This is a genomic window from Lederbergia galactosidilytica (genome assembly GCF_017873565.1).
Taxonomy (GTDB): Bacteria; Bacillota; Bacilli; order Bacillales; family Bacillaceae_C; genus Lederbergia; species Lederbergia galactosidilytica.
Genome location: NZ_JAGGKH010000005.1, coordinates 240,185 through 256,836 on the forward strand (window position 1 = coordinate 240,185; position 16,652 = coordinate 256,836).

Annotated in this window: 20 protein-coding genes; 14 read left to right on the plus strand and 6 right to left on the minus strand. The window is 39.1% G+C overall.

What is annotated here, in order from left to right; translation table 11 throughout:
* Window positions 1-6 precede the first annotated feature (6 nt).
* Window positions 7-345 carry a DMT family transporter gene (locus J2Z23_RS07365; RefSeq protein ID WP_128738598.1) on the plus strand — a complete coding sequence of 113 codons (339 nt, stop codon included), beginning with the start codon at window positions 7-9 and terminating at the stop codon, window positions 343-345.
* 1 nt (window position 346) lies between these two features.
* Window positions 347-661 carry a DMT family transporter gene (locus tag J2Z23_RS07370; protein ID WP_209973582.1) on the plus strand — a complete coding sequence of 105 codons (315 nt, stop codon included), beginning with the start codon at window positions 347-349 and terminating at the stop codon, window positions 659-661.
* A 333-nt stretch (window positions 662-994) separates the two neighbouring features.
* Here the strand turns inward: J2Z23_RS07370 and J2Z23_RS07375 are convergent, their stop codons facing one another.
* The gene (locus J2Z23_RS07375; protein WP_064468388.1) at window positions 995-1,261 is read right to left on the minus strand and encodes an alpha/beta-type small acid-soluble spore protein; all 267 of its coding nucleotides are present in this window, start codon (window positions 1,259-1,261) and stop codon (window positions 995-997) included.
* Between the two features lie 130 nt (window positions 1,262-1,391).
* Here J2Z23_RS07375 and J2Z23_RS07380 point away from each other — a divergent pair, with 130 nt between their 5' ends.
* The 4 genes from J2Z23_RS07380 to J2Z23_RS07395 all read left to right on the plus strand — a co-directional run bounded on the left by J2Z23_RS07380 (window position 1,392) and on the right by J2Z23_RS07395 (window position 5,334).
* The gene (locus tag J2Z23_RS07380; protein WP_064468389.1) at window positions 1,392-1,649 is read left to right on the plus strand and encodes a transcriptional regulator SplA domain-containing protein; all 258 of its coding nucleotides are present in this window, start codon (window positions 1,392-1,394) and stop codon (window positions 1,647-1,649) included.
* On the plus strand, window positions 1,642-2,670 hold the full coding sequence (gene splB / locus J2Z23_RS07385; RefSeq protein WP_057984573.1) for a spore photoproduct lyase: 1,029 nt from the start codon (window positions 1,642-1,644) through the stop codon (window positions 2,668-2,670). Before J2Z23_RS07380 ends, splB begins: the two co-directional genes overlap by 8 nt.
* A 114-nt stretch (window positions 2,671-2,784) precedes the next feature.
* The gene (locus tag J2Z23_RS07390; RefSeq protein ID WP_209973584.1) at window positions 2,785-4,053 is read left to right on the plus strand and encodes an alkaline phosphatase; all 1,269 of its coding nucleotides are present in this window, start codon (window positions 2,785-2,787) and stop codon (window positions 4,051-4,053) included.
* A gap of 165 nt (window positions 4,054-4,218) precedes the next feature.
* Entirely contained in the window at window positions 4,219-5,334 is a 1,116-nt protein-coding gene (locus J2Z23_RS07395; protein ID WP_057984576.1) for a mechanosensitive ion channel family protein, read from the plus strand.
* A gap of 43 nt (window positions 5,335-5,377) precedes the next feature.
* On the opposite strand, the gene J2Z23_RS07400 is transcribed toward J2Z23_RS07395, so the two are convergent.
* On the minus strand, window positions 5,378-6,391 hold the full coding sequence (locus J2Z23_RS07400) for a YeiH family protein (RefSeq protein WP_057984578.1): 1,014 nt from the start codon (window positions 6,389-6,391) through the stop codon (window positions 5,378-5,380).
* A gap of 113 nt (window positions 6,392-6,504) precedes the next feature.
* On the opposite strand from J2Z23_RS07400, the gene J2Z23_RS07405 reads away from it, so the two are divergent.
* On the plus strand, window positions 6,505-7,404 hold the full coding sequence (locus J2Z23_RS07405) for a LysR family transcriptional regulator (RefSeq protein WP_057984580.1): 900 nt from the start codon (window positions 6,505-6,507) through the stop codon (window positions 7,402-7,404).
* A 91-nt stretch (window positions 7,405-7,495) separates the two neighbouring features.
* Here J2Z23_RS07405 and J2Z23_RS07410 read toward each other — a convergent pair whose 3' ends face one another.
* Window positions 7,496-9,109, minus strand: coding sequence for a sodium:solute symporter family protein (locus tag J2Z23_RS07410; protein ID WP_057984582.1), 1,614 nt, complete (start codon window positions 9,107-9,109; stop codon window positions 7,496-7,498).
* Between the two features lie 4 nt (window positions 9,110-9,113).
* Window positions 9,114-9,257 (minus strand): hypothetical protein, encoded by a 144-nt coding sequence (locus tag J2Z23_RS07415; RefSeq protein ID WP_165589595.1) that lies wholly within the window; start codon window positions 9,255-9,257, stop codon window positions 9,114-9,116.
* Window positions 9,258-9,462: 205 nt separating this feature from the next.
* On the opposite strand from J2Z23_RS07415, the gene J2Z23_RS07420 reads away from it, so the two are divergent.
* From J2Z23_RS07420 to J2Z23_RS07435, 4 genes are all read left to right on the plus strand, one after another.
* Window positions 9,463-10,590 (plus strand): CdaR family transcriptional regulator, encoded by a 1,128-nt coding sequence (locus J2Z23_RS07420; RefSeq protein WP_057984584.1) that lies wholly within the window; start codon window positions 9,463-9,465, stop codon window positions 10,588-10,590.
* A gap of 90 nt (window positions 10,591-10,680) precedes the next feature.
* Window positions 10,681-12,093, plus strand: a complete 1,413-nt coding sequence (gene glcD, locus J2Z23_RS07425) for a glycolate oxidase subunit GlcD (RefSeq protein ID WP_057984586.1) — start codon at window positions 10,681-10,683, stop codon at window positions 12,091-12,093.
* A 5-nt stretch (window positions 12,094-12,098) separates the two neighbouring features.
* On the plus strand, window positions 12,099-13,415 hold the full coding sequence (locus tag J2Z23_RS07430; protein WP_064468408.1) for a (Fe-S)-binding protein: 1,317 nt from the start codon (window positions 12,099-12,101) through the stop codon (window positions 13,413-13,415).
* Between the two features lie 142 nt (window positions 13,416-13,557).
* Window positions 13,558-13,782 carry a hypothetical protein gene (locus tag J2Z23_RS07435; RefSeq protein WP_064468394.1) on the plus strand — a complete coding sequence of 75 codons (225 nt, stop codon included), beginning with the start codon at window positions 13,558-13,560 and terminating at the stop codon, window positions 13,780-13,782.
* 440 nt (window positions 13,783-14,222) lie between these two features.
* Here the strand turns inward: J2Z23_RS07435 and J2Z23_RS07440 are convergent, their stop codons facing one another.
* Window positions 14,223-14,762 carry a hypothetical protein gene (locus J2Z23_RS07440; RefSeq protein WP_064468395.1) on the minus strand — a complete coding sequence of 180 codons (540 nt, stop codon included), beginning with the start codon at window positions 14,760-14,762 and terminating at the stop codon, window positions 14,223-14,225.
* Between the two features lie 107 nt (window positions 14,763-14,869).
* On the opposite strand from J2Z23_RS07440, the gene J2Z23_RS07445 reads away from it, so the two are divergent.
* The 3 genes from J2Z23_RS07445 to J2Z23_RS07455 are packed head-to-tail and all read left to right on the plus strand — an operon-like array spanning window position 14,870 to window position 16,173.
* Complete coding sequence (locus tag J2Z23_RS07445) at window positions 14,870-15,478, plus strand: TetR/AcrR family transcriptional regulator (RefSeq protein ID WP_064468396.1); 609 nt, start codon at window positions 14,870-14,872, stop codon at window positions 15,476-15,478.
* A gap of 3 nt (window positions 15,479-15,481) precedes the next feature.
* Window positions 15,482-15,802 (plus strand): nucleotidyltransferase family protein, encoded by a 321-nt coding sequence (locus J2Z23_RS22265; protein WP_064468397.1) that lies wholly within the window; start codon window positions 15,482-15,484, stop codon window positions 15,800-15,802.
* Complete coding sequence (locus J2Z23_RS07455; protein WP_209973586.1) at window positions 15,778-16,173, plus strand: HI0074 family nucleotidyltransferase substrate-binding subunit; 396 nt, start codon at window positions 15,778-15,780, stop codon at window positions 16,171-16,173. Before J2Z23_RS22265 ends, J2Z23_RS07455 begins: the two co-directional genes overlap by 25 nt.
* 63 nt (window positions 16,174-16,236) lie before the next feature.
* On the opposite strand, the gene J2Z23_RS07460 is transcribed toward J2Z23_RS07455, so the two are convergent.
* A complete protein-coding gene (locus J2Z23_RS07460; RefSeq protein WP_057984595.1) occupies window positions 16,237-16,479 on the minus strand; it encodes a DUF3923 family protein in 243 nt (80 codons plus the stop codon).
* Window positions 16,480-16,652 lie beyond the last annotated feature (173 nt).

Below are 16,652 nucleotides of genomic sequence, written 5' to 3' on the forward strand. Positions count from 1 at the left end.
GGGATAATTTTGAAAAAAGCATGGCTTTATGTTGGGCTGACGAGTTTTTTTGAATTGGTCTGGATTTATGGATTTAATACAGCCAATCATTGGTGGCATTGGATCTTTATTGTCTTTTTTATATTTATAGATTTTACTTTTTTAACAAAGGCATGTGAACTGCTACCAACGGGTTCGGTGTATGCTACCTTTGCAGGAGTTGGAACAGTGGGAACTGCTTTAATGGATATATTATTCTTTGGGCAAACGTTTCATACAGGGAAAATTTTCTTTATCATGATTTTGGTTGCAGGGGTCATCGGATTAAATTTAGCAGACCGGAAAGAAGAGAAAGGGACGGTGTAAGATGGGGTGGATTTACGTCATTTTAGCAGCCACTAGTGAAATTATTGGAACAATGGGGCTGAAAATGTATAGTCTGAAGAAGACTTGGAAAAGTGGCTCCCTTTATTTAGGGGGATTTGGTGCATCTTTTGTCTTTTTATATGCAGCTTTCTCCTATTTACAAGTTAGTATCGCTTATGCTGTGTGGATTGGGATTGGCACGGCCGGAGCAGTGCTCGTCAATATGATCTTCTTTGATGAGCCGAGAAATCGAGCTAGACTCATTAGTGTTGGTTTAATCGTGATCGGAGTCACAGGCTTAAAAGCTGTCTCCTAACTATGAAGGGGCTGGAAATAACTAAAATGTTTAGCAGCAAAGACGATTGATAAATTACCAAAGAGCAGGAATTTTATGTAGACCCCTGCGGAAGATCGGCTAGTGACGGCCACGTCCTGTAACCAACGCCGACACTAGAACATCGTGTTCGTCGAAAGGCATCGGTGAAAACTCGGAATGCGCTAGCACGAGGAATCACCTGCCGCCCGCGGAAAGCGAAGTATATTTCCGGAGCGGGTTATATGCTTTAGTAGTTCGATTTTTCTTCGGTGAAAACACTTTTGTCCCAGCCCCTTAACTTATGCCTGGTATTTTCAGGGTGTAGGAGGGGGGTTACTTTTTTAACTGCTGTTGAGCCATTTTAATCATTTCTTTGACCATATTTCCACCGATTGTTCCACCTATTTTTCCGGCTTGCTCTGATGTTAGTTGTCCGTTATATCCTTCTTTCAGCGGGATATTCTGTTCTCTGGCAATTTCATACTTAATATTATCGGGATGAGCTTGATCGATTTGATATCCCTTTGCTTTCATGACATTGGTTTTAAGCTGATTTAATTGTTCTCTTGCTCCAGGGACTAAAATTTTATTTTTAGCCATTTTTTATTCCTCCTTTTACGATTTAGAATTTGTATTCTGCCAGTTTATAAACTGGCAGTTTTTATCTCGAATAAAACAAATTCTCAAGCGAAAAATAAAGGAAAATATTGATGGAAAGATGGTGGGAACAATGGAAATGAAACAGTCTTATCATCCAGGTGAAATTGTCTACATTATTCTTCGTAATCCCCATGCGCAAAGTGTAGCAAATGTCCAACAAGCAGCAGTGGTAAAGAATCCCGAAAACCCCTCTCAGTTAGCATTATTTTTACATGAAAACTATTACCCTTTGACAGAAGAGTTTGCGATTTACCGAACAGAAGGAGAGGCTGAGGCAGCATATCAGGAAGCATTTGGCGTGCCAGATTTAGAGGAATTCTATGGTTAAGCCATTCGTTCCGCAGCTGGTGTATGTCGAACCAAAGGCTCTTGAATATCCACTTGGTAAACAATTAATTACAAAATTTCAAGATATGGGAATTGAGATTCGTCATACGACTTCTCATAATCAAATTAGAAATTTACCAGGAGAGAATCATTTTCAAAAATATCGAATGGCAAAATCTACATTAGTTGTTGGAATAAGGAAGACATTAAAATTTGATACGTCAAAGCCATCTGCTGAGTATGCGATCCCTTTAGCTACCGGATGTATGGGACATTGTCATTACTGTTATTTACAAACGACAATGGGAAGCAAACCATATATCCGAACTTATGTAAATGTTGATGAAATTTTTGAGGCTGCTGAAGAGTATATGAAAGAAAGGGCACCTGAAATGACCCGGTTTGAGGCATCTTGTACATCTGATATTGTGGGTGTTGATCATTTAACACATTCCTTGAAAAGAGCGATTGAGTTTTTTGGAAATTCGCAACATGGTCAGCTCCGCTTTGTCACTAAATTTGCCCATGTTGATCACCTTCTGGATGCCGATCACCAAGGAAAGACACGCTTCCGCTTTAGTATAAATGATGATTATGTGATTAAATATTTTGAGCCAGGTACTTCCAGACTTCACGAAAGAATTGCAGCTGCAGCTAAGGTAGCTGAAGCAAATTATCCATTAGGATTTATTATTGCCCCCATTTATCTGCATGAGGGTTGGAAAGAGGGCTATTTGGAAATGTTCGAAAAATTAGATGCCACATTACCAGCTAGCGCGAGAAAAGATCTTACATTTGAAATGATCCAACACCGCTTTACTAAACCAGCCAAACGAGTGATTCAAGAAAACTACCCAATGACAAAGCTTGAGTTGGATGAGGCAAAAAGGAAATGGAAATGGGGAAGGTATGGGATTGGAAAATATGTATATACAGATGCTGAACAGGAGGAGATTAAAGACACTTTAGGCAATTATATTAAGCACTTCTTTCCGAAAGCTAAATTAGAATACTTTACTTGATTATATTCCCCATTCTTTTTGGGGATTTTTCTTTATTTGAATATGGAATAAAATTTTGAGCAAGTGAAAAAATAAAGCGAACTCTTAAATTTTAATTTTAAGGAGAGTTAAAATATGAAAAGGTTATGGCTAATTTTCCTTATTTGTCTTGCATTAGTACCTATATCTGTCCCTAAGAGCTCAGTACAAGCTAAGGAGCAAACTGTAAAAAATGTTATTTTTATGATTCCTGATGGTTTTTCATCTACCTATGCGACTGGTTATCGGTGGTATAAGGGGAAAAGTTCTATCATGGATGATATGTTGGTCGGAATGCATCGAACGTATTCCGCAAGTTCAGCTGTAACAGACTCTGCCGCAGGTGGGACTGCAATGGCAACAGGAGTAAAAACAAATAACGGAATGATCGCGATGTCACCGACAGGAGAAAAATTGCCAACTATTTTACAAGCGGCTAAGGCTAGTGGTAAGAAAACAGGATTAGTGACAACAACTACGATTACTTATGCAACACCAGCAGCTTTTGCTTCCCATGTGGAAAACCGAAAAATGGAAGCGGAAATTGCTCCACAACTTATAGATAATAAGGTAGACGTCCTATTTGGAGGGGGAAGGAAGTTTTTTCCTGAAAAGTTGCAAAAACGTGCCCTTGAGGAAGGATACCAGATGATCACCGATCGTAAGACGCTTTCAGCTGGACATACTTCAGGTAAATTATTAGGTTTATTTGCTGATGGGGCGATGTCTCCTGAACTTGATCGGCATAGGACAAAGGAACCTAGCCTTACAGAAATGACGGAAGCGGCGATTAAACTTTTACAAAATGAAAAGAAAGGTTTCTTCTTAATGGTGGAAGGCGGACAAATTGATTGGGCTGGTCATGCGAATGATGCGGCATGGGCAATGAAGGATATAGAAGCCTTTGAACAAGCAGTCAAACAAGTGATAGATTTTGCAGCTGAGGATCAGCAGACACTAGTTGTGATTGCTGGGGACCATAATACAGGGGGCATGTCGATTGGGGGTTACAACCAGTATGCGGCCAATATTGACTTTCTTCGGAATATCAGGGCAACTGGGCAATATATGGTGACCCAATTGAATAAAGAACGAAGTAATAGTAAAAATGTTTTAAAAAAATATGCAAACATTGTTTTGACTCCAGAGGAACAAACGAAAATTCAGATTGCAAACGATCCACAACGAGTTATTAATCAACTTTTATCAAAACGAGCATTAATTGGCTGGACGACTTATGAACATACAGGTGTAGATGTGCCTGTATATGCTTATGGACCAGGAGCTGAAAGCTTTAACGGGTTACAAGAAAATACAGATTTGCCAAAGAAAATGGCGAAGTTAATGAAAATCTCTTTACCATAATAAAACGATTAAAAGATATCCGATATTGGATATCTTTTTTTTAGCCTTAAAACGTCTCATTGTGTTAGCATGTAAATAATAGATTATGGTGGAAGTTAACGAGTAAATGAATGTGATAATTCATGTTCTTCCCTTTAGTTTTGCTCAAGGAGGTTATAACAAAATATGTTCTGGAAATCATGGGAATTTTGGCAACCAGCCAACCATATCGAAGAAATAATCGGCATTCTCATTGCTATTGGGGTGTTTTTATTATTTCTCTTTTTAAGGAAGACCCTTACGAAATTAGTCTTTACGATTATATTAAAATTGACACAAAAGGTTCCTGGAAGTTTATTTACTAATATTACAAGGGCTTTTGAAAAGCCGATGCATTGGTTATTTATCATTATAGGGCTATACATAGCGGTGGCCTATTTTCCATATTGGGATAAGACGAATCTATTATTCCTGCATCTAATTCGATCTTCTATTATCTTTATAGTAGGCTGGGGTTTATTTAATCTCGCAGATGCCTCGTCTGCCTTGTTTACTAAGATTAATGAGAAGTTTCATTTTAATATTGATGAGATTTTGATTCCGATTTTATCGAAAACCATTCGCTTTATTATTGTTGCGATCACGATTGCAGTAATTGCCGAGGAATTTGATTATAGCGTGAGTACATTTGTTGCTGGGTTAGGAATCGGTGGACTTGCCTTTGCATTAGCGGCAAAGGATGCACTAGCTAATTTATTTGGTGGAGTTGTGATTATTACCGAAAAGCCTTTTACGATTGGAGATTGGATTTTAACACCGACAGTAGAAGGGACAGTAGAGGACATCACTTTCCGCAGTACGAAAATTCGTACGTTTGCAGATGCTGTTGTGACAGTTCCTAATTCCACATTAGCGAATGAAGCGATCACGAACTGGAGTAAAATGAATAAGAGAAGAGCGAGTTTTTCTATAAGATTACCTCATGATACTTCAAGTGAAAAGATAGAAGCTACGACACGGAAAGTAGAGGACTTGTTGCGTAATCATCCTGGTGTTGATCAAGATTATATTGTTGTCAAATTTGATGAATTTAAGGAGAATGGCTACGATATTTTGCTATACTTCTTCACAAAATCAACGGCTTGGGCAGAGCACTTAGATGTAAAGGAAGATGTTAATTTAAAGATCTTAGAAATCCTAGAAGAGAAAGATTTGTCGATCGCGATTCCAGCTAGACAAGTGTTCGATACATCTAGGCATGAAGGACCCTCTCCATCCCGATCCACATCAAGTGAATCATGATAGACAAATAGGGAGTTCCCGGTTGGTACTCCCTATTCGATGATTAAACAATGAAATATGCTAATATAGACAGACAAATAGATGTTATTGTCATCGCTATTAAAGGTTTTAGAGCTTTTGATCTTAGATCTTTTAAGCTGACATTTAGTCCAAGCCCAACCATGGCTGCAGTTAATAGCCAAGTAGTGACTGTATAAATCCCCTGCATAACGGAGTCCGCTACTGGGATAGAATGTCCGAATACATAGCTACCTAGTATACTTAACAGAATAAAGCCAAGTAAAAACCAGGGGAATTCAATCCTTGCATTTTGTTCTGAACCTTTATTTTTCCGTTTCATCAAATAAATGAAAATGAAGCAGAGTGGTACAAGCAAGAAAACACGCCCTAATTTGGCTAGTAAAGCAATTGCAAGCGCGTCTTTTCCGGCGGGTTCTGCAGCAATGGCAACGTGAGCCAGTTCATGAAGACTGATTCCCGACCAGATACCATAATCCAATGCCTCTAAAGGTAATAGAGGCCTTAGTAGTGTATAGATAATTGAAAATATAGTTCCCATTAAGGCGATAATCCCTACACCAATTGCAGTGTCTTCATCCTTTGATTTGACGATGGGTGCGACAGCTGCAATTGCTGCAGCCCCACATACTCCAGTTCCTACACCAAGAAGAAGTGAAATCATCTTATCCGCTTTCATAATCTTTGCCAACCAAATTGTAAATAGAATAGCGAATGCAATGACAAGCGCATCACGGGCAAGCAATCCCAATCCATCATGTAATACAACATCAATATTTAATTTAAGACCATATAATATAATGGCCAGACGTAATAGTTTTTTCGAAGAGAAAGTAATTCCCTTTCGAATTGCTTCGGGATAGCCGAAAAATTGACGATAGACAACAGCGATGATAATGGCACAAGCTAATTGTCCAACATGGTCAAATCCCGGTACCATTGCGAGTACATATCCTAATAATGCGATGAAAAAGGTAAAAGCTATACCGGCTATCCATTTGCCAGTTTGGTTACTTAGTGCTCTTTCCTCGATGTCCATTCAAGCACCTCCTAGAATAAGAATAAGGAGATACATAATATAAGTAAAATAATTAGTTGTGATAGTAATGATAAGTAAACTGATATAATAGCACTAAAGGGGTGACAGAATCCATGGATCAACATTTGCTAGTTTTTGTTATGGTTGCTGAAAAGCAAAATTTTTCTCGAGCAGCAGAAGAGTTACATATGACACAACCGGCAGTTAGCCAATATATCCGTGCTTTGGAAGAAAATATCGGGATAAGGTTATTAGAGCGAACAAATAAATATGTGCAATTAAATAAGGCAGGGGAAATTGTTTATCATCATGCAAAGGAAATTCTGGGACTTTATACAAAAATGCAAAACTTAGTTGATGATTTAACAAATAAAGCGAAAGGTGAACTTAAAATTGGTGCCAGTTATACGTTCGGAGAATATGTTTTGCCTCATCTTCTAACTGATTTGCAACGGCAATATCCTGAAATTGAACCTTCCGTCACCATTGCCAATACTGCGACCGTTGCGGAACTTGTTACAAGTCATCAATTAGATATCGGTATTATTGAAGGAGGATTTAAAGATAAAGAATTAATGGAAGAGAATTTTGCAGAAGATTCTATGGTAATTGTCGTTTCAACTCATCATCCATTGGCACTTAAAGAGATGGTGACGATAAGTGATTTAGAGAATGAGATATGGATTGTCCGGGAAAAAGGCTCTGGCACACGAGAGGCAACGGAAGAGATGTTTCACAATCTTCTCTTTACTCCTAAGAAGAAAATTGTCTTTAGTAGTACACAGCCAATTAAAGAAGCGGTGGAAGCAGGTTTGGGCATTAGTCTATTATCCAAATGGGCGGTGCAAAGGGAAATTATAAATAAAGACCTTAAAATTTTACATACAAAGGGCCTACCATTCTCTCGGCAATTTTCTATGATTACTAAATCGCGATTCCAGACAAAGGCATTGGAGCTATTCATAGAATTGCTTCGTTCTTGTGAATCACTTACCTTTGGGAGAGGTAAGTGATATAGCCAAATTATAAGTAATTAGAGAAATAACCAAATATATATACTAAACCGAGATCCATGAAGGACCTCGGTTTAGTGATGTTTTAGACTTATTTTGCAAATAAGGATACGGTCATCGATTGAAGTGGTTGATAATAAAATGCAAATGTAATAATGATGACGACTGCGCCGGTAGCCATTAAAACATAGGATAATCTTTTGGTAAGAATCATATCTTTCGGATGATAGATTCCTTCAGGTGTTTTTAATAAGCTTTCTCGGTAGGTACGCTCTTCTTTTGTCACAGTGCTAAACTTAGAAACGATGTATAAGGCTAATAGTGATAAAACTGCCCCGACAATCACAGGTTCTAAATAAATCGGCAAGTCAATAAAAGAGCCAATAATTTCCCCTACCACAACTCCTGCTGCACCTAAAATCATACTCCAGAATGCGCCTTCTTTAGTGGCGGTTTTAGAGTGGATGCTGGCAAAGGCAACGGGTCCCCATGATGCCGCAAAAACTGTAGCGGCAAAGAAACCGATCCACATGACAGCAGGTGGCGGATAGATGGTCACAATTAAAATGACAAAACCAACGATAATCATGGCAATTCGACTTGTCTTAAGGAGTGCTTTACTTCCCTTGTCTGATTTAATTTGGAATAAGTCATGTGCAACACTATTCCCAATTAATTGAAGGAAGGTGGAACAAGAAGACAAAGCAGCAGCCATAATCCCGCTAATCACGATTACACCGACCCAGGTTGGCATAATATTTTGCGCCGACCAGATATAGACAAGCTCCGATGGGTTAATATTTGGATTGACGACATTAACCGTTGCAATGGTAATATGCAGGAATAAATAAATGACTAATATCGAAATGGTGGCAATAATTCCTGTGCGAATAATTACATGCTCATTTTTAGCCATCATATATCGACTCGCCTGCCAAGGGCTAATCGCGATGACAACTCCCCATGAAAGCCCAATAATAGCTGCCCAGAGAAAAGCATCTAAGGAAGTTCCCATAAAAGCTGCATCCCCCGTAATGCCATGCCAACTGAATATATTTGGTTTTTCCGATAAGGCGGCAGTACTGGGAATTGCATTAGGCCAACCGCCAGCCGCTTTAAGAATAAAGGGAACGGAGATAAAGGTGGCCAAAGCAAAGAAGAAAAACATGACAGTATCGGTGATAATGACTCCTTTCGCTCCGCCCATAAAAGTAAAGGATGTATACGTAATCCAAATAATCACTAAGGCGGTAACAAAGTTCACACCTAAAATATCGGATAATAATAAAGAAGCACCTTGGGTGACAGCAACAAGGTACGTTCCTAAACCTAATATTGTAATAATGGCTGCTGTGCGCCGTACCTTAATCGACTTAAAACGCTGACCAAAAAACTCAGGTAATGTTAGCGCTTTACTCCGCCGCAAATATCTTCCGAATAAAAAAGCTCCTAATACGTATCCACATGCATTAAAAGCACTAAACGTTAGCATAATAATGGGATATCCATCATAAGATGTTCCTACTTCTCCCATAAATGTTACTGTACTAAAATAAGATGCTACAAGTGACCCTACTATTAAAATTGTAGGAGCATTTCTCCCTGAGACATAATAATCTTCCGCACTTGAAACCTTTCGAGAAACTAGCATACCGATGACAGCAATGATGATGAAGGAAGCAATGACTCCAATTGAAAAATACATGTGACTAAATCGCCTCTTTCTTTTCGCTTAGATGTTGCTGATTTTCTACTTTCCCTTTCGCATCCATATTTCGAATAAATAGGAATGCGATAAAACCATAGATAATCATCGAGCCTCCATACATAAGGGTAAATATAAATTCTCCCAAAATAAAACCTCTCCTTTCAAACGGTTTTCATTATATGGATATTTCTGATAAAAGTCGAACCGGTGTTTCGCTAGTTAGATAGCCTAGTATATAGGCTCAATAAATTAGCCCCGAAAAATCTTATAAATTTGGACCTTTCCTATGTTATCCTCCCTATTACAGCAAATTCATCGTATAATAAATGGGAAAACGGAGGGGAAGGCCAATGTTATCAACCATTCTAGCTAAAAAGATTATTTATGAAGTGGGGAAGCTATTTGAAAAAGATCTGATTATTGTCAATACAGATGGAGAGATTATTGCTAGCACTGAAGAAGAAAGAATTGGAGATTATCATGAAGGGGCATTACTTTGTGTACAAAATTTGGAAAAGGTTATCATAAAGGAAAGTGACATCCCCTATTTAAAAGGTGTAAAGGCGGGAATAAATTTTCCAATCTTATTTCAAAATAAAGTGATCGGTGTTATCGGTATAACGGGAGAACCGAGACAGATCATGCCTTATGGAGAATTATTACAAAAGATGACAGAATTGATGATAAAAGAGAGTTATTATTCTGAAGAAAGTCAATGGCGGTCTAGAATGGTAGAATCCTTTGTACTAGATTGGATTCAAAACAGGGAATGGACAACAGAATTTATAGAACGGGCTCGTGTGTTGAATATTGATTTAGAAATGGAGCGCTTACCTTTATTTATTGAATGGGATCAGGATTCAACCTTTATTTTTAATACTATCGGACAATTAAAGCGAGTTTGGGAAGATCCGCGAGGACGAGACCTTATCATACAGTGGGGGAGTCATCGTGTTTTACTTTTACATGGACAGATTACAGAGAAAAATAGTTTATTACATAAGTTAGAGCAATTGAAAGCATTCATCGAAACGACTTGGGGAATTTTTGTTCGAATCGGTGTGGGAAACAAAGTGATATCAAGAAAATTGGGAATAGGTGTAACAAATGCAGAAAAGGCACTACTTGTAGCTTCAGTTGAGAATCCCATTGTGTTTGAAGAAGATTTACGTCTGGAATTATGCTTACAAGAAATTAAACAAACAACTAAAAAAGAATACATAACACGTATACTTGATCCTCTATTGGAACAGAAAGAGCTATTAACAACTTTAAAGGTATTGTTTACCCAACATCTATCACTAAAGAAGACGGCGGAAGAGCTACATATTCATATTAATACTTTGCACTATCGACTTAATAAAATCAGGGAACTTACGGAATTGGATATAAAACTAGTTCCTGATCTATTTCAACTTTATTTAGCTGTATGCTTTTTAGATGAACATACAAAAAAGGAGATTAAAAAAGAAATATAATTTAAACATCTCTCCATGGAAAATACGATCGTTTTTTTTTATGATGTAAGGAAAGAGTTTCTTACTTTTAAAAGAGGAGGGTGGAACATAATGATTTCCCCATCGATCAAAAGTCAATTTGAAGCGATAGTAGGAAAAGAGAATATAATGGATTCACCGGCCCAGAGGCTTGTATACTCCTATGATGCTACACCGAATATACAAGCAATGCCTGACCTGGTAGTAGCTCCTCGTTCGACAGAGGAAGTCGTTAAAATTGTAAACGTTTGCCAGAAAGGAAAAATTCCTATTGTTCCACGTGGCTCTGGCTCCAATTTATGTGCGGGTACAGTCCCGATTGCAGGGGGAGTTGTGCTGCTATTCAAGCATATGAACCGAATTATTGAAGTAGATGAGCAAAATTTAACGGTGACTGTGCAGCCAGGTGTCATTACGCAAGATTTAATTGAGACGGTAGAACAAAAAGGTTTATTTTATCCACCTGATCCAAGTTCCATGAAGATCTCAACGATTGGGGGCAATATTAATGAAAACTCTGGGGGATTACGTGGTTTAAAATATGGCGTTACAGCTGATTATGTCATGGGATTGGAAGCAGTTTTAGCTAATGGGGAAGTGATTCGTACAGGTGGTAAATTAGCTAAAGATGTTGCCGGCTATAATTTGACCCAGTTATTAGTAGGTTCGGAGGGAACGTTAGCGATTATCACAGAAGCCACTTTAAAACTGATCCCCAAGCCTGAGAGCAAACAAACGATGTTAGCACTCTATGAAAATATTGATGCAGCTGCTCAATCTGTTTCAAATATTATTGCAGCACAAATTATCCCCGCTACATTGGAGTTTTTGGATCAGCCAACTTTACAGGCAGTAGAGGATTTTGCCCAAATTGGCTTGCCGACTGATGTTGAAGCTGTGTTGTTGATTGAACAAGATGGTGATTCGCAAGTGGTTGAGCGCGATATGAGAAAAATGGCCACACTTTGCATGGCTTCAGGGGCAATTTCTGTTCAGGTCGCCGCAACTCTAGAAGAAGCAGAGGCTTTAACAACAGCCAGACGGGCAGCGTTATCAGCTTTAGCAAGATTAAAACCAACAACTATATTAGAAGATGCGACTGTGCCACGCTCAGAAATTGCCAATATGGTAAAGGCGATTAATGAGATAGCAGATAGGCATCAGGTAAAAATTTGCACATTTGGCCATGCAGGGGATGGAAATTTACATCCGACTTGTCCGACCGATGCACGAGATCTGGAGGAAATGGAGCGAGTAGAGGCAGCCTTCGCGGATATTTTTGAGCGGGCCATACAATTGGGCGGAACGATCACTGGTGAGCATGGAGTTGGAATGGTGAAAGCACCGTATTTACAATGGAAAGTAGGGGCGACGGGAATTGCCGTTATGAAGGGGATTAAACAGTCTCTAGACCCCCAACATATTTTGAATCCTGGAAAGATTTTTACGGAAGAGGCGCGTAAACGATTGGTGGTGTCTTCATGATGAATATGACAACTCGGGAAAGGGAGATTCAGGAAACATTTCAGGAAAGAATGAATGAGTCAGAACTTTTGAATTGTATGCGTTGTGGTTTTTGCTTGCCTGCTTGTCCAACTTATATTGAAACAGACTTTGATGAAACCCATTCCCCACGCGGGAGAATTGCTTTAATGAAGGCAGTTTATGATGGACTCATTGCCCCAGACCAAGAAGTGGAACATTCATTAAATGTTTGTTTAGGCTGCCGAGCTTGTGAGCCTGTTTGCCCAGCGGGTGTGGAATATGGCCATTTATTGGAAGAGGCAAGAGATATCTTCAATGAATATCATCCTCATTCATTGCCCGTGAAGGCGTTGCGTAAAACGGTTTTTGCTGGTATATTTCCGCATCAAAAACGAATGGTTCAAGCTGTTGGTTTACTAGGCTTTTACCAAAAAAGTGGATTGCAAACAGTTGCGCGGAAAATTGGCTTTATGAATTTATTTCCGGAAAGTTTGCAACAAATGGAAAGGGCTTTGCCTGCGGTGCCGAAACATCGTAAAATGAAAAGCCGTTCACAGCAGGCAGTTGCATCAGAATCTGCTATAGCAAAGGTGGCTTTTTTCTCTGGCTGTTTAATGGATACGATGTTTCTTGAGACAAATGATGCTACGATCAAATTACTGCAGAAAGCTGGCTGTGAGATCGTTATTCCAGAGAACCAGGGGTGTTGTGGCGCTTTGCATGGCCATAGTGGGGAAAAAGAAAAAGCCAAAGAACTTGCAAGAAGAAATATTAAAGCGTTTGAAAAAACAGAGGCAGATTATATTATTGTCAATGCGGGGGGCTGTGGGGCCTTTCTAATGGATTATGGGCACTTGCTAAAAGACGATCCAGAATATGCAGAACGGGCCCGGCAGTTTAGTGCGAAAATGAAGGATATTTCGCAGATTTTATATGAGTTGAACTTCCATGAACGTATTCCCCTGCAAGTGACACAACAAGCTGTGACTTATCAAGATTCATGTCATTTAAGAAATGTGATGAGAACAGCGGAAGCACCGCGTGTCTTAATGAAGGCGATAACCGGTGTCACATACCGGGAGATGGAAAAGGCTGATAGTTGCTGTGGCTCCGCAGGAATCTATAACCTAGTTCAGCCAGAGATGTCCATGCAAATATTAGATCATAAAATGGAAAAGGTAAATGAAACAAGGGCGCAAACGATTGTAACGGCAAACCCTGGGTGCCTATTGCAGATGAAGCTTGGGATTGAACGAGAAGGATTAGGGGAGCAAGTGCGCGCCATTCATATTGTGGATTTGTTGTTGGAGGCATGTGAATAAGCCAAAAAGACTTCGTAAGAGAAAAAGTACGAAGTCTTTTTTAGTCCTTGCATAGGATAAAGAAAGGGGTTTAAGCAGGAAATAGATATTGTTTCTAGAAGTGTGGATATAAGGGGATAGCAAAAATCTAAGGGGGATGAAAGTGGATAAATCTTTAAGCTTTGGCATTTTCACTGTCATCGTTGCCTTCGTTATTGGGTTTGTCACACATAATTGGATGCTTGTCTTAAAAATTCCTGGAGGGGTTACTTTAGTAGTTTTACTTCTTGCCGGACTCTTTACGGCGCGATGGCAGGAGGAGAGCGCATCAGCGCCACTTATGAGAGGGAATCAAGAAGTTCAGGGGAAGAGAGAATGCAGTGGGTGAAAAGCTTTATTTTCGTTACTTTCCCTCATTTTATCTTCATTCTCATTTTGTTGACCGTTGATTATTTCGTCACATTGAGGTTTCTTTTTCTGTGAATAGCATCATAACGATTCAGGATCAGCTGGTTAATGATTCTGCATACGTTATGATTTTTCTATGGTCGAGTTTTGCATCCAGCTCTAGCGCCTAGTCCTGAGAGGCTCGTAGGAGCGAGTCCATGGTTTTACGTCAGGACAGCGTGTTTTTAGCTGATGTTCTACTTTTAACTTGATCTATTAAAAGTCAAAACCGAGCATTTGCTTGTCGAGGGCCTACAGGACATAGGTCAAAACGGCGTTGCAACGTGCAGGATGTATTGCTGCAGACGAATCGCCTGGAAGTCGCGGTTTGAGTATGCCACCAGGACGGAGCGCCTTTAGCCGTTTATCATATCAAGGCGCTTACGCTTTTCTTGCTTTTGGCCAGATAAAATTAGAAAGGGCAATCAAAAAGTCGATCCCAAGGATCAAGGACCATAATTTCCAAAAACCATCTAATACTTCTGTACGGGCTGGGTCTTGAATGAAGAAGATAAGTCCTAATAAAAAAGCACTTCCAATGATATAAGCAAGTACATGTTGTCCCCAGCTTTTTAAATAATGCTTTGCATACTCCATGCCGTGGCGTTTCAAAGGTTTAGGACCTTGTTTCATAATATAATAGCGGAAGCGTTCATCTGCCCAGCGAATCATACTTTTTCCGAAGGCGAGAGAAATACCAATATAAATAGCTGCAAGCCCATGGGCTTGGGTAGCGGTAGCTCCATGATAGAGATCAATGCTTGTGGTTAATAGTAAAATCAAGTCGATAACAGGTGTGAGAGCTAGGAAGAAAAAGCCTAATTTTTCTTTCTTGAGCAGATATCTGGTCACAAATCCGAGTATGATGACAACCCAAAAGCCGATTTCAGCGGCGATAATCATCCAGGCAACAAAATTCAAATCAATCCCTCTTTTCAATACAGCTGTATGAATTCGCTTTAAAATATACCATGATTTCCTTTTTAATACAATTGTATTTTTTAAAATATTTTTGCTAAGATAAACGTATGCCAAAAATAGTTGATCATGAAAAAAGAAGAAAACAAATTGCGAAAGCCACATGGAAGGTGATTTTAGAACAAGGAATGGAAGGAGCGACAGTACGCAATATTGCGCAGGAAGCAGGCCTCTCCTTAGGGGCTTTACGTTACTACTTTTCAACACAGGATGAGTTATTTGTCTATGCGATGAAATTAGTTAAAGCGAATGCGGCAGAGCGCATTAATAAAATCATTGCTAGCGAATTACCACCATTTGATAAAGTCATGGCCATTTTATTAGAAGTGGTCCCCATCGACCCTGAAACAATGGCTGAGATGGAAGTGTGGTTTGCTTATGTGTTTTACACAAGACATAAAGAAGATGTCCTTGCTGCAAAAAAGGATGAAATCTTTAAAGGAATGAGAAGCTTATTGCTCTATTTACAACAGCAGCAAGTACTCCTTGCGGAATTGGATATCGAAATGGAAACCGAAAGATTATATGCTTTAATCGATGGATTGGCTTTGCATGTTTTGCTAGAATCACAAAGAATGGACAAGGAAAGGATCGTGAAGGTGATTCAGTATCATATGGAGAAGATCTGTATAGATGGAGTTTTGGTGGAAGGGGAATGAAGAGTGAAAGATGAGAGGCGAGAGCAGTTATTAAAGCAATTAAGAGGCATTGTAACAGACGTTCTTGATAGTGAAAATGTACAAGTATATTTATTTGGGTCCTGGGCCCGTAAAGAAGAAAAGGGGAGCTCTGACATTGATATTGCGATTAATCCAGGGGATGGCGAGATTTCTCCAAAAAAATGGCTGGAACTCCTAGAGAAAGTAGAGGAATCCACTATTCCTTATAATGCCGACATCGTTGATATGAAAAAGGTAAATGTAAAACTTGGCGAAAGTATAAAGAGAGAGGGAATTTTATGGAAAGACTTCAAGAACGAATAATATCTGCAAAGCAAGCATTAACTGCTTTTAAAAAATTAATTATTATTGAAGATCCAAGTGATGTAGAACGAGATGCCTGTATTCAGAGATTTGAATTTACCTTTGAGGCCTGTTGGAAATTGGGGAAGCAGTATCTTTATGATATAGAGGGAATAGATGTAGGTTCCCCAAAAGCTGTGATTCGAAGTTGTCGGGAAGTCAATATATTGGATGAAGAGGAAGCAATTCTTGGCTTACAGATGGTCAATGATCGTAATTTGACTGTTCATACTCATAATGAAGAGCTTGCCATAGAAATCCACTCGCATCTAAAGCAATACTATGATTTATTGGAATTATGGATAGGTAGGATGGAAAGTAATCTTGATTAGTATAGGGATCCATAAGTGCGGAGAGTAGGGGGGAACCTCTTCCGCACTGATTCACTCTTCAACTTAAGCTGATTTATATTTTTTATTACTGTTAGTGACCAAATTAACGATTAGCCAGATTACTTGAATGAGGATTGGAAATAAAAATGCGATCAATAAAACGATAAATGATGCGAATTTAGCTTCGGGTGTTTGTATAACACCTGCGCCATCGACCTCTCTTAGCCAAATGAAAGCAGTACCTGCTCCCAAAATGATCATCCATAGAATCGTAACAAGCCACCAAAAAATCCAGCGTTTTTTCATCCTTTTACCCCTTTTCTTTCTTTCGTATTGTCAAATAATCTATAGTAAAAAGTTAATAACCCCTTGATTTATAGGGGGATGAATGCAAAAAACTTGCCACCCCCTGAATTTTAAGGTTTGATGAGGTTACCACACGACACCAAAATCCCTAAAATAGGAAGTGACAAGTTGTA